General features: G+C 64.2%; 10 protein-coding genes and 1 pseudogene. 4 read left to right on the top strand and 7 right to left on the bottom strand.

Annotated elements, in window-relative coordinates:
- Positions 1–6 precede the first annotated feature (6 nt).
- From M5J09_RS01780 to M5J09_RS01760, 5 genes are all read right to left on the bottom strand, one after another.
- Positions 7–1191, bottom strand: coding sequence for a DUF6882 domain-containing protein (locus M5J09_RS01780; RefSeq protein ID WP_257156769.1), 1185 nt, complete (start codon positions 1189–1191; stop codon positions 7–9).
- 23 nt (positions 1192–1214) lie between these two features.
- Entirely contained in the window at positions 1215–2357 is a 1143-nt protein-coding gene (locus M5J09_RS01775) for a glycosyltransferase family 1 protein (RefSeq protein WP_257156768.1), read from the bottom strand.
- Between the two features lie 7 nt (positions 2358–2364).
- Positions 2365–3588 (bottom strand): NAD-dependent epimerase/dehydratase family protein, encoded by a 1224-nt coding sequence (locus tag M5J09_RS01770; RefSeq protein WP_070536757.1) that lies wholly within the window; start codon positions 3586–3588, stop codon positions 2365–2367.
- A 238-nt stretch (positions 3589–3826) separates the two neighbouring features.
- On the bottom strand, positions 3827–4429 hold the full coding sequence (locus M5J09_RS01765; RefSeq protein ID WP_070536754.1) for a TetR/AcrR family transcriptional regulator: 603 nt from the start codon (positions 4427–4429) through the stop codon (positions 3827–3829).
- Complete coding sequence (locus tag M5J09_RS01760; protein WP_070536753.1) at positions 4422–6800, bottom strand: MMPL family transporter; 2379 nt, start codon at positions 6798–6800, stop codon at positions 4422–4424. Before M5J09_RS01760 ends, M5J09_RS01765 begins: the two co-directional genes overlap by 8 nt.
- A 183-nt stretch (positions 6801–6983) precedes the next feature.
- Between M5J09_RS01760 and M5J09_RS01755 the strand changes: the two genes are divergently transcribed.
- From M5J09_RS01755 to M5J09_RS01740, 4 genes and pseudogenes are all read left to right on the top strand, one after another.
- Positions 6984–7640: a GAP family protein gene (locus tag M5J09_RS01755; protein ID WP_257156767.1), complete on the top strand. Its 657-nt coding sequence runs from the start codon at positions 6984–6986 to the stop codon at positions 7638–7640.
- A gap of 268 nt (positions 7641–7908) precedes the next feature.
- A complete protein-coding gene (locus M5J09_RS01750) occupies positions 7909–9561 on the top strand; it encodes an ABC-F family ATP-binding cassette domain-containing protein (RefSeq protein ID WP_070536750.1) in 1653 nt (550 codons plus the stop codon).
- Positions 9558–10802: an MFS transporter gene (locus M5J09_RS01745; protein WP_070536748.1), complete on the top strand. Its 1245-nt coding sequence runs from the start codon at positions 9558–9560 to the stop codon at positions 10800–10802. Before M5J09_RS01750 ends, M5J09_RS01745 begins: the two co-directional genes overlap by 4 nt.
- Positions 10799–11783: pseudogene (locus M5J09_RS01740) on the top strand (IS481 family transposase). Before M5J09_RS01745 ends, M5J09_RS01740 begins: the two are co-directional and overlap by 4 nt.
- Positions 11784–11850: 67 nt before the next feature.
- Here the strand turns inward: M5J09_RS01740 and M5J09_RS01735 are convergent.
- Positions 11851–12396: a gamma carbonic anhydrase family protein gene (locus tag M5J09_RS01735; protein WP_257156766.1), complete on the bottom strand. Its 546-nt coding sequence runs from the start codon at positions 12394–12396 to the stop codon at positions 11851–11853.
- Positions 12397–12412: 16 nt separating this feature from the next.
- Positions 12413–12814, bottom strand: coding sequence for a hypothetical protein (locus tag M5J09_RS01730; RefSeq protein ID WP_257156765.1), 402 nt, complete (start codon positions 12812–12814; stop codon positions 12413–12415).
- Positions 12815–12823: the final 9 nt, after the last annotated feature.

Genomic DNA, 12823 nt, shown 5'->3' with positions numbered 1-12823 from the left:
GAGAAGTTAGAACCCGCGCTGGCGTTGATAGGCGGCGCGGGCACGCTGCTCATCAACCCCCTGTGGCACGGGGATGCGCAACGTGGCGTCAATGGCGGCTGGTGAGGGCGCAGGCAGGCGGAAGGCAGGGGCGTCGGACAGCGCGAGGCCGTGGCGCCCATCCGGTAGGCGCACCGGCAAGAGCGTCCACAATCCGAGGATGGGCAAGGCCAGCTGTGGCAGACGAGCGTGGCGGGCGTAGGCTACGGGGACTCGAGCCCGGAGGAGGTCAGGCACGGCGTGGTCATAGGCGAACCGCCGCAGATTGCCAGCTGCCTGTGCTGCCTTGGTGGAGGCGAGGGCATCGGCCCAGGCCCATGTGTAGGTCCCAGCCTTCTCATCGAGTGTGGCGATGAGGTGAGCTGAGGCCGTCAACGAACCATGGGCGGTCGTCACCACGGTGCGTGAGGTATCAGGATCCAGGTCTGCACTGAGGTTGGGGAAGCGCCCGTCGAGGAAGAATTGGTGCTCGGCAGCAAGGTAGTGGGCATCGGCAAGAATGTCACGCGCGGTGGGGCCCGGGTGCTGCGAGGGGTGAGGAAGAGCAACGATACGGGAGCCCTCGAACTGAGCTAGAGCGTCGGGGGTATCGTTGGGCACATTCATATAGGAGGCGAGCTCGGCGGTAGCAATGCGCTCGTCGACGCCTCCCTCGATGTCTCCACTCCGCTCCACACCGGCGAGGATGACCGCAGCGGGATGTGGGTCGAGCTCTGCGAAATCCACGGCAACGAGGGACTCGCCCTCACCCTGGGGAACGCGGACGACAGGCCGGTCACCAACGAGGCGGCGTGCTAGGCCACGCAGGAGCTCATTGTCCGGCTGGGGGCCGCGAAATTCCGGGATAGCGGAGTGTTCAGCCAAGCCCGTGGCCCAGTGGAACTGGCCATCCTTCATGGTGGCAAGGCGCAGGCCCTCAAAATCGTAGGTGCCGTTGGCGGTGGTAAAACGCACGGTGGCGCGCTGGTCCAGAGCAGGGTGATCCTCCTGCTCGGGCTGCTCTGTCTGCTCGACATTCGCCGCCTGACGCGGTGGGGTGGGAACGAAGTTGACCTCGACGTCACTGACATCGCCGAGGCGGCGAGCGAAGGCGGCGTCAATGCCGGCCTGGATAAATGCGCCGGCGGAGTACAGGTTCTTCGCTGAGTCCATAAGTGCTCCTTGACTGTTGCTCTTTAGTCCCTGCGGTAGGGATGCTCGATAGCCTCCTCATATGCGGCGAGGAGGGCCTGAGTGGATTCTACCCAGGAATACTTTTCTGCCTCGCAGCGGGCAGCAGCTCCCATGTTCTCTCGGCGTGCGGAATCCTGAAGCAGCTCAACCGCAGCGTTTGCCCAGGCAGCGTCCCCGGCATCGGGATCGATGAGGTGTCCGGTGACCCCTTCCTCAATGACGAAGGGAATACCACCTGCTCGCGTGCCGATGACGGGCACGTGCGACGCGAAAGACTCGAGAGCGACGAGCCCTAGTGTTTCAGTAGCGGACGGGAAGAGGAAGACATCCCCAGTCGCAAACGCCGCGGCCAATTCCTCACCGGAAAGATAGCCGGTGAAGACGGTGAAGGAAGGGTCAAAGGTTTCCTTGAGCTCGTTGAGGAAGGGGCCGTCGCCGACGATGGCTAGACGGGCATCGTCACACTCAGCACGCACGAGACGCATCACGTTGTTGAGTCGCTTGAGATCCTTCTCCTTGGAGACACGGCCGATGTAAGTGAGAAGCGGCGCTTCAGGGTTGCCATCGGTAAGGCGGGTGCGCATCTCCGCGGTGGCCCGGGAGGGATGGTAGGTCTCAGTATCCACGGCCTTCGGCCACAACTTCATATTTCGAATTCCTACCTCGCGGGCCGTGTCCACCATGGGGCCAGAGGTACACAGGTTCACTGCAGCCTGATTGTGGAGATACTTGAGCGCGGCTTCAGTGAGCGGGCGTGTCCAACCGATGCCTAGGGCATCGACATACTCGGGGACGTTGGTGTGGAAGCTCGCCACGAGAGGAACGGCATCGCGCTGCGCGGCAAAAACACCGAGGGCGGCGGTCCAAATGGGGTTGACGGCATGGATGACATCGGGGTCGAAATCCCGAATCTCTCTGAAGAAGTTCCAGGAGGGCAAGCCAAACTTGATCTCTGGATAGACCCAGAGTGAGAGGCTCGGGATACGCGTGACTTCGAAGCCGGCATAGGTGTCAGGCGCCTTGCCTGTGGCAAAGATGCGGACCTCATGGCCCATCGCCGCCAGCTGATCTAGAGTGCGGGTCAGACGTGTGACCACGCCGTCAATTTTGGGCAGAAAAACCTCGGTAACGATCGCGATGCGCACGGGCAGATTAGGCCTTTGCTGCGTTGTCGGCCGCGTCTACCGCGGTGTCAGGAACACCTGCGTGCTGCTGCTTGGTCCACAGGGACTGGGCCGGAATCTTAGAGCGATCGACGCGCTCTGCGTATTTGCGAGCAACATCCTCGACCTCATGGAGCAAACCTTCCGACAAGGTGGTGGGCTGCAGTCCCAGTTCCAAGAAGGTGTCATTGGTGACATGAAGCTCGTTTTCCGCGGACTCCTTGCGCGGGTTGGGCACGTAGGCCACCTCGGCGCCGGAAATCTTCGCGAGCAGCTCAGCCAAGTCACGCACGCGGTGGGTCTCAGTCATCTGATTAATGATTTTGACGCGCTCTCCACGTGCCGGCGGGTTGTTGAGTGCTAGCTCGATGCAGCGCACCATGTCCCGGATGTGGATAAACGCGCGGGTCTGGCCGCCGGTGCCGTGGACGGTGAGGGGGTAGCCAATACCTGCCTGGATGAGGAAGCGGTTGAGCACCGTGCCGTAATCGCCGTCGTAGTCGAAACGGTTGATGAGGCGCTCGTCGCGCGCGGTCTGCTCGGTGTGGGTGCCCCAGATAATGCCCTGGTGCAGGTCGGTGATGCGCAGCTCGTCGTTCTTGGCGTAGTAGGCAAACAGGTGCTGGTCCAGCACCTTCGTCATGTGGTAGACCGACCCCGGGTTGGAGGGGTAGAGGATTTGTTGCTCCACCACGCCGTTATCCCCGGTATCCACCTGGACGTCCAGGTAGCCCTCCGGGATCTTCATGCCGGCGGTGCCGTAGCCGTAGACGCCCATGGTGCCCAGGTGCGCAACGTGAATGTCCTGGTCGGACTCCACGATGGCGGCGAGCAGGTTGTGGGTGGCGTTGATGTTGTTATCCACCGTGTAGCGCTTGGTGCGAGAGGACTTCATGGAGTACGGCGCGGCGCGCTGTTCGGCGAAGTGCACAACGGCGTCAGGACGCTCGGTGGTGAGGAAATCCAGCAGGGCATCGTAGTCCTGCGCAACGTCGATGTTGCGGAAACCGATGGTCTTGCCGGTCACTTCGTTCCATGCGGCAAGGCGTTCGTCGATGCTCACGATGGGGGTGAGGGACTCAGCACCCAGCTCCGTGTCGATAGCGCGGCGGGAGAGGTTGTCCACGATTGTTACCTCGTGGCCCTGGTCGGAGAGATAGAGGGAGGCGGGCCAGCCGCAGAAACCGTCGCCGCCGAAAATCGCTACCTTCACTGTTTATTTTCTCCACATCACTAGTTCGGGGGCATTACCTACGGCGCCTTGTGCTCCGCCGTTCTGCTCCCGTAGAGGAGGGAGTGAGGCGATACAGAACTAGCCGCCGGATGTGGAAGATCCACGCCGCGGCGGCAGGCACACTTTTAGAAACGATACCCGCCGGGCGCCTCCTGAGAGGGGCCAAGCGGGTAAACAGTGAGTGAATGTTTCCTAAGGGTGCAGAAAATACGTGCGCCTAGGGCGCAGGAGGGACGGTGCGCAGGGCCGAGAACGCTCGCTTGACCAATTCTTCGGCACCGACCGAGTCATTGGTGAGCTGGTGCGTGTTGCATTCCTTCAGCGCCACGATGGCGGCACCGGCGCTGGCCTGCAGAAGAACTGCTACCTCGAAGGAGTCACGCGCGGGAAAGCGTGCGTGGAAGGAATCCAGCACGCCGTGTGCCACAGCTTCGTACTTCTTCTTTTCCTCGCTCGAGGTGCTGAGGTTCTCCAGGGCCTCGCCGACGCGAAACAGGGAAGTCAGAGAATGCAGCTGCGCCTGTTGGTCGCCGAGGGAGTCGAGGACGATGGACTCGAAGAGCTCGGTGACACCGCGTGCCTCCGGGAAGAGGTCCGGCACCTCAGCGCTGAACTGCTCGAGGACGTCCGCGGTGAAATACAGCAGCGCGTCGGCCGCGGAGGTGAAGTAGTTGTGGAAGGTGCGCGCAGACACCCCGGCGGCCTTGGCGATGGCGCCGACGGTGACGGCATCGCTGCCACAGCTCAGGGCGAGGCGCGCGGCGGCGTCGGCCAGCGCGCGGCGCGTCGCTTCCTTCTTGGTTTCACGCAGGCTAGCCATTGCGCACCTTCTCCTGCTGGAAGGCCAGGAGCTCGTCGCGGTTGCGGGACAGGGCTTCGCCCTCGATGTCGAGGTTCGGGGTGATCTTGTCCAGCCACTTCGGGTAGTACCAAGCGCGGGAATCCAGGATGAACATGGTGGCCGGGATGATGAGCATGCGGACCACGAAGGCGTCGAACAGCACGCCCACCGCCAGGGCAAAGCCCATGGTCTTGATGAACGGCTCATCCATGAGGATGAAGGCGGCGAAGACCGAAATCATAATGAGGGCGGCAGCGGTGACCACGCGGGCACCGTGCTTGAAGCCATTCGAGGTGGCGTTGCCCGCCGTCTTGCCGTGCGCATAGCCCTCGCGCATGCGGGTGACCAGGAAGACCTGGTAGTCCATGGCCAGGCCGAAGGTGAGGCCGATGAGCATGATGGGCAGGAAGGACAGCAGCGGCTGCGGGTCGTCGATGATGCCCAGCATGCCCTCCTGGAAGATGGCCACGGTCACGCCGAAGGCGGCGCCCATGGACAGGGCGAAGCCGGCCGCGGCGATGAGCGGTACCCACAGGGAGCGGAAGACGAGCATGAGGACGAGGAAGGCCAGGCCCAGGACGATGGCGATGTAGGGGACGAGGACGTCGCTGAGCTTCTGCGAAATGTCGTCGAAGATGGGGGTAATACCCGTGATGCCATAGCTGCCGCCGGTGGAGTCCGTGAACTCCTGCTGGTAATCGCGCAGGTGGTTCAAGGTGTCGGTGGTCGCCGGATCGGTAGCGCCGGTGGTCGGGGTGATCATGACCTGGGCGGCGTCGCCATTCTCCGTGGTCTGGACAATCTGGGCGTTCTCCACGCCCTCGGTGCCCTGGATCTTGGTGAGCAGCTCCTGGAAGGCCGGCATGCGGTCCTGCTCGGCCACGTTGGCGACGTCCACGAAGGCGATCATCGGGGCATTGCGGCCGGGGCCGAAGGCCTCCTCGGTCATCTCGTAGGCATCGCGCTGCGGCGTGCCGAGCTTAGCGGTGCCATCCGTGGGCATGGCCAGGCGCAGCTGCGCGGCCGGGATGGTGAGGATGCCCAGCAGGACCACGCCTGCGATGAGGTGCAGCCACGGGTGGGCACGGATGCGGCGTACCCAGAGCAGGCCCATGGTCGGCTTCTCGTCCTCTGGGTCCGGAACCTTCGGTCCGGGAACGCGGCCAGCAAAGACCTTCGTGCCCAGCAGCCCGAGCAGACCCGGGATGAAGGTCAGCGCCACGCACACCGCGATGATGACGGTGGCGGCCGCGGCGAGCGCCATGGTGGACAGGAAGGGGATGCCGATGATGATCAGGGCGGTCAGTGCGATGACCACGGTAATACCGGCGAAGACCACGGAGGAGCCGGCGGTGCCCAGCGCGATGCCCATGGCGTGCGCGCGGGTGGCCTTGTCCATCTTCTTCAGCTCCTGCGCCAGCTCCTTCGGGCTCAGGTTGTTGAGCCCGGAGGAGGTAATGAGCTCGTTGCGGAAGCGGTTGACAATGAACAGGGCATAGTCAATGCCCACCGCCAAGCCAATCATGGAGGCCAGGGTCGGCGTCATATCGGAAATGGTGTCCGTAAACAAGGTGCACAGCTGCACGCCCAGGATGCCAATGCCCACACCAATGACGGCGGAGATGAGAGGCATGCCAGCGGCGACAAAGGAGCCGAAGGTGATAAGCAGTACCACGGCGGCGACGATGATACCGATGAGCTCCGCGGAGCCGTTCATGCTTTCGGCTGCACCGCTAAAGGCGTTGCCGGAGTACTTCACAGTGAGGTCGCTGCCATTGTCGTCGAAGTCCTTGAGTACATCGGTAACCGCAGTGAGGTCATCGGCCGGAATGTCCATGACATTGTCGGCATCAAAGGTCACAGAAACGGTACCGGTGCGTTTGTCTGCGCTGAGCGGGGAGAGTTGCTGCAGGTTCTTTTCAATCTGCTCCTGTGGCATGCCCTGGGAGGCCATCTGCTCACCCATCTGTTTTTGCATGCCGGCAGCGGCCATAACGGGGTTGACCAGGGAGTCAGTATCGGTGAGGACTCCGGTGTCCTTCAACTCGCCGAGCAGCTTGTCGACGTCCCCCGCTACCTCCGTATCCTGCAGCGTGCTGCCTTCAGGGGCCTGGATGAGGACCGTGCCGGAAGGCTCGCTCATGGCATCAGTCTCGGTGCCGAAGCGCTCCATCATCTCTTCCTGAGTGACGGTGGAGTCCATGTCCGGCATGGAGAAGTTTGGGTTGGGCGATTTGGCAAAACCAGCGGCGAGTCCGCCGAGGGCGATGAGAAGTACCAGCCAGAAGGCAAGGAAAGGCCATACCTTTCGGTAGGACCAGCTGCCCAGGCGGTAGAGGAATGCTGACATACGTGTTCCTTCATTGGAAAGTCGGAGAATATTTCACCTAACGCGAAACATTGCACAGTTTATGCAAACTTGCGCGATATGTGCACATTCGCCGGTGGGTATCACGCAGATGCACGTTGTGTGATGTGGGATACTGGTGGACTCTCTGGCTGGTGTGAAAAGTTGCCCTGTACACTGGCCCGCATGCTCGAAGCCGTGCTCAATGCCTTTGCCGATTCCGTCAACGCTCTACTGATCGGAATCCTGGTGGCCATCGGCATCATGCTTCCGCGGGGTAGCTATCGCAAGATTGCGGCCCTAGTCATCGTCGGTGATTGGTTCGGCGTGCTTACCGCAGCGGCCGTGGTCATGTTCGTGTTCGTCGGCATCCAGGACAAGGTGGCCGCCGCACTGGAATCGCCGCTGCTCGGCTGGGGGCTGGTCGTCATCGGTCTAGGACTAGGCCTCTTGGCATGGCGTTCCAAGGGCGAGCCCAATGAGATGGTACAGAAGCTCCTCGGCCCGCTGCGCACACCTTCGGCCAAGACTGTCGCGGTAGGCTATGCCATGGGCGTTATCCAGTCCTTGACCTCCGTGCCTTTCTTCTATGGCCTGATGCACCTGGCGGCCGGAGATTTCAGTAACACCATTAAGTACGGTGGACTCTTCTTCTATGCCACCTTCGCGCTCTCGCTGCCCACGCTGTGCGGGCTTTTCATCGCTGTGGTTCGGGCGAAACCGCATTCCTGGGCGGGCCGCGCCTTCGCATGGGCGCGGGATAATTCTGCCGCAGTTGCGCTCTGGAGCGGCTACGGCGTGGCCGCCTTCCTGATGATCATGGGTATCTTCGCTTTGCTTTAGGGCTCGCTTTTTAAGTGATGCGACTGCTGTCCTAGCTTCGCGGACGTGGAACTGGCCTAGCTGTACTGACCGGGAACGTTCGTTGACTTGCGTGGCATCGCCCGGGCACTGTATCCTCGGCCGCATGTACTCAGGCATCGCCTCAATGAAGCTGCGTTCCGTCCGCTGACGGCGGCGGGACCCCTTATGACCTCTCGTCTGCCGTCCTGGCCATCTGCCGGGCGGCCGCTTCGTGGTGCCCGGCTCCATGACGAGCTGAAAGTACGCAATGCCAACCACAGAACCTTTACAGTCATGTGCCTGGATCGGGACACCCCAAGGGCACGCTGCACACATCCGCGCTGAGTCACTCCACCTGACACTCGGCGACAGGCCGCTGCTGAGTGGGACTGACGTCACCGTCTCCACCGGGGCGCGACTGGCGATCGTCGGCGACAACGGCCGGGGCAAGACCACCTTGCTCCATATACTGGCGGGGATCTTGAAACCCGACTCGGGAGTGGTGACCCGGGTGGGTTCCCTCGTCCTGGTCAAGCAGGACATGGCCACCGAGGGCGATCGCACGGTCGGTGACCTCATTGCCGAGGCGACCGCCCCATCCAGGGCCGCTCTGCAGGCCCTCGACGTGGCTACCGCGGCGCTGGCCGCGGGCGATGACGCGGCCGACGCCTATTCCGCCGCACTCGAGGCGGCCACGCGGCTGGACGCCTGGGATGCAGACCGCCGTGTTGACATCGCCCTGGCGGGCCTGAACGCCTGTAGCGACCGCGATCGGGTCCTGTCGACCTTGTCGGTCGGCCAGCGGTACCGGGTACGGCTGGCGGTCGCCCTCGGATCGACCCCTGACCTGTTGCTGCTGGACGAGCCCACCAACCATCTGGACGCTGCAGGGCTGTCCTTCCTGACTGAGCGACTGCGGGACCACCCCGGTGGCTTGGCCTTAGTCAGCCACGACCGCGCCCTGCTGCGCGACGTGGCGACCAGCTTCCTGGACCTCGACCCGACCCGCGATGGCCTTCCGCGCACCTACGCGGGCGGTTACGAGGGCTGGATCGAAGGGCGGCAACGAGAACGGGCCGCCTGGGAGCAAGACCATGCCGCCCAGGTCGCCCGGCATCAGGAACTGGCCCGCGCCGCCGCCGACGCACGCTCCCGCCTGTCGCAAGGCGGTTGGCGACCCGACAAGGGCACGGGCAAGCACCAACGGGCCACGCGCGCTGCCGGGGTGGTCCAGGCTTTCAACCGCCGCATCGTGGACCTGGAGCGTCATCAGATCGACGTGCCAGAGCCACCGCTGCGGTTGGCATGGCCCAGATCGTCAGCGCGGACCGGTCAGAACATCGTCAACGCCTCCATGCTCACCGTGACTGACCAGTTGGCCACCCCGGTCTCGGTGGACATCAGCGGTGGAGACCGGTTGGTGGTCACCGGGCCGAACGGTGCTGGGAAGTCCACACTGTTGGGGCTTCTCGGTCGGCGACTGGCCCCGAGTACAGGCCAGCTGCGGGTGAACCCGAGGGCGCGCGTCGCCCTGTTGTCTCAAGAGGTCCCTGACTGGGACGACGCCCTCCCCGCACACGTGGTCTACGAGACGTACCTGGCCACGCAGGGCCGCCGATCACAGGCACCCTCCCTCGGCTCACTCGGGCTGCTTGAGCCCGCGGCAACCCGCACACCCGTGGGGCACCTGTCGCAAGGGCAACAACGCCGCCTCCATCTGGCCATGTGCCTGGCGGTGGACCCGGACCTGTTGCTCCTGGACGAGCCCACCAACCATCTGTCATCGAGCCTCGTCGACGACATCACCACCGAGCTCCTGCGGACCTCCTGCGCCACGATCGTCGCCACGCACGACCGGCAGATGCTCGACGACCTCACCGACTGGCCCCACCTCAGCCTTGCCCCAAAGGACCTGCCATGAACCCCCTTCGCCCCTTGTCCGTCCCCGGCTACCGACCGCTGTTTGCAGCGATGGTGCTCACAGTCTTCGCCCAGGGCGCCTGGACCCTCTATTTAGCCATGCAGACCCTCGACCTGGGCGCCACGGCGGCCACCTTGTCGGGTGTCGTGGCGTGGAGCGGCATCGGCCTGCTCGCAGGATCCTTGCCCGCCGGGGTACTTGCGGACCGCGTCGCTAAGAAGTCTGTCATCGTCGGCGTCCTCACTGTCAACCTCGCCGCCTCGACGACGACCTCCACCGCCGCCATCTTCGACGCGGCCACTTTCTGGATGCTGGCAGTGTCCGCGTTCGTCATCGGCGTCTCGACTGCCTTCTTCTTCCCGGCCTACACCGCGCTCGTGCCCGTCCTCGTGGGAAGCGACGACCTGATGGCCGTCAACGGGCTCGAAGGGACCACCCGACCGCTGGTAGGACAGACCCTCGCCCCCGGCGTCGTCGGTGCCGTCATCGGCGCGAGCGTGCCCGCCGCGGGCGGGTACCTCATCTCCGGCGCGCTCGGACTCGCCCTGATCGCCGCCCAGCGGCTTCCTGCCCCTTGCTCTGCCGAGACCGACGCCGAAGCTCCGGCCACCTCTGCGCTGCGGGACCTGCTCGACGGGTTCGGCTACGTCGCCCGCACGCGCTGGGTTCGCTCCAGCGTGCTGTTGGCGGCTGCCATGGGCCTGGCCGTGACCGGCCCGCTGGAAGTTCTCCTGCCCGCGCTCATACGCTCGACCCATGACAACGCTCCGGCTGTGTACGGATTCGTCCTCGGAGCTCTGGGCGTCGGCGGCCTGGTGGGTTCCCTCGTCGCCGGCTCATGGCCCACCCCCTCACACTTCCTGCCCGTAATGGTCGGCGCATGGGCACTCGGCTGCCTTCCATTGGCCATCCCCGCACTCACCAACAATCCGTGGATCATCAGCGCCGGACTGGCGGTCTACGGTGCGTCGATCGGAGTTGGGATGGTCATCTGGGGCACGGTCCTGCAGGAACACGTACCGCTGGAGATGCTTGGCCGAGTCGCCAGCCTCGACTTCTTCATCTCCATCGCCTTCATGCCACTGTCCATCGCACTCACCGGACTCCTCAGCCGACACATCGCCGCTGCCAGCTTGTTCATCGCCGCCGGACTCGTGCCGCTCGCCACGACGATCCTCCTTGCAGTCCTGGGGCAACTCCGAACGCCGCGGACGACGCCCGTCGCAGCAGGTGAGGAGTGATGCACGCCAACGCCACCCTGACACCTCGCCACCGGCTCAAGGTGGCCCAGCTCGTCGTCGACGACGGTTGGCCCATCAGCGAAGTCGCCGCCCGCTTCCAGGTCTCCTGGCCGACCGTGAAGAGGTGGGGCGACTGCTATCGCGCCGGCGAGTCGATGCAGGATCACTCGTCCCGGCCGAAGACCTCACCGAACAAGACGGACAAGGCGACGACGAAGCGGTGCGTCAGCCTGCGGATACGGCTGCGTGAGGGCCCGTGCAGCTCGCCGCCCGACTCGGCATCGCACCCTCGACCGTCCACCGCATCTTGGCCGGTGCCCGACTGAACCGGCTTTCCTACGTGGACCGCGAGACTGGCGAACCGATCCGCCGGTACGAACACCCCACCCCGGCTCCCTGCTCCACGAGGACGTGAGGAAGCTCGGGAACATCCCCGACGGCGGTGGCTGGCGCTACGTCGGCCGCCGCCAGGGCGACCACAACCGAACGGCGACACCGGGTAAGCCGAAGAGCAAGGTGCACAACCCCAGGCTCGGGTACGCGTTCGTGCACACCGTCATTGACGACCACTCCCGCGTCGCGTACACCGAGGTCCACGACGACGAGACCGCCGTCACCGCGGTCGGGGTCCTGCATCGGGCTGTGGCGTGGTTTGCCGATCGCGGCGTCGCCGTGGAGCGGGTGCTGTCCGACAACGGTGGCGTCTATCGCTCGCACCTGTGGCGGGACACCTGCGAGGCCTTCTCGATCACCCCGAAGCGGACGCGTCCGTACCGGCCGCAGACCAACGGCAAGGTAGAGCGCTTCCACCGGACCATGGCCGACGGGTGGGCCTACGCCCGCTGCTACACCAGCGAGCAAGAACGACGCGACGCCCTGCCGGATTGGCTGCACCAGGACAACCAGCACCGCCCGCACACGGCCTGCGACAACCAGCCGCCGTTCTCACGATTGATCAATGTCCCCGAGCAGTACACCTAGCTGACAAAACTGTGGCTGATCTTGCAGGGCGGGCTCAAGAACTTTGGCAACTAGGGCAGTTGCGGCGTTAGTCGTAGAGGACGTCGTCGAGGGGGAGGGCGTCGCCAAGCAGTGCCTGATCCTTTGCAATGTTGACGTAGCGCGCGGCGTGTGGGATGAAGGCGGCGGATTCCTCAGGGCTCAACTTGCGGCGCACCTTGGCGGGTACCCCAGCGGCTAGGGTACCGCCGGGAATATCCTGGCCTTCGAGCACCACCGCGCCGGCGGCGATGAGAGAACCTGGGCCCACGGTGGAGCCGGAGAGCAGGGAGGATTTCATGCCGACGAGCGTGCCCGCGCCGACGCGGGTGCCGTGCAGCATGGCCATGTGGCCCACGGTGACATCATCCTCCAATACGCAAGGCTCTCTGGACTCGACGTGGATGACGCAGTTGTCTTGGATGTTGACGCGGGCGCCCAAGCGGATAGAGCCAACGTCCCCGCGCAGCACGCTGCCGTAGAACACCGAGGAATCCGGGCCGATGGTGACGTCACCGATGATGGTGGCGTTCGGGGCAATCCAGGCGCTGCGGTGGATGCGGGGAGTGTGTCCTTGGAAAGGGAGGATGAGCATGGTGGGGTGAACTTTCTTAAGAACTTGTGGTTTCGATGGACACGGCGAGGGACTCAGAGATTTCATGATCACCGGGCGCGGAGCTGAGCTGGGCGAGGCTATCCCTCTCTGCGGGGGACAACGGGATGGCCCAACCCCGCTTGGGATCATGAACGGGGCGTTGCGCCTTCGTCGTAGGAGAGAGGTGAACCGTGGCCTGAGGGCCACGCAGCTGCGCAGGATCGCCGGAGCGGGCCACCTCACTGAGCACCTGTGCACCGTCTGGGGAGGTCACCAGGATGATGAGGCCGCCGGCCGTGTGGACGGACAGGTGGTCTACAGAGACCTCGACGGCGTGGGGATCCGGGGAAGCCAAGCGGACGGTGGGGGAGCCGCCGAGCTTATCGACGATCTCCTTTACCGCAGAAAACAAACTCATGGCGCGATC

It is taken from the genome of Corynebacterium sp. BF-R-2 (assembly GCF_024586525.1).
GTDB classification, from domain to species: domain Bacteria; phylum Actinomycetota; class Actinomycetes; order Mycobacteriales; family Mycobacteriaceae; genus Corynebacterium; species Corynebacterium singulare.
Note: the sequence above shows the minus strand (reverse complement) of the source record. Positions and strands in the feature narration are given on the sequence as shown.

Coding starts and splice junctions, on each gene's coding strand:
- M5J09_RS01780 (WP_257156769.1), bottom strand. CDS start 1,191: ATGGACTCAGCGAAGAACCTGTACTCCGCCGGCGCATTTATCCAGGCC.
- M5J09_RS01765 (WP_070536754.1), bottom strand. CDS start 4,429: ATGGCTAGCCTGCGTGAAACCAAGAAGGAAGCGACGCGCCGCGCGCTG.
- M5J09_RS01760 (WP_070536753.1), bottom strand. CDS start 6,800: ATGTCAGCATTCCTCTACCGCCTGGGCAGCTGGTCCTACCGAAAGGTA.
- M5J09_RS01755 (WP_257156767.1), top strand. CDS start 6,984: ATGCTCGAAGCCGTGCTCAATGCCTTTGCCGATTCCGTCAACGCTCTA.
- M5J09_RS01750 (WP_070536750.1), top strand. CDS start 7,909: ATGCCAACCACAGAACCTTTACAGTCATGTGCCTGGATCGGGACACCC.
- M5J09_RS01745 (WP_070536748.1), top strand. CDS start 9,558: ATGAACCCCCTTCGCCCCTTGTCCGTCCCCGGCTACCGACCGCTGTTT.
- M5J09_RS01735 (WP_257156766.1), bottom strand. CDS start 12,396: ATGCTCATCCTCCCTTTCCAAGGACACACTCCCCGCATCCACCGCAGC.
- M5J09_RS01730 (WP_257156765.1), bottom strand. CDS start 12,814: ATGAGTTTGTTTTCTGCGGTAAAGGAGATCGTCGATAAGCTCGGCGGC.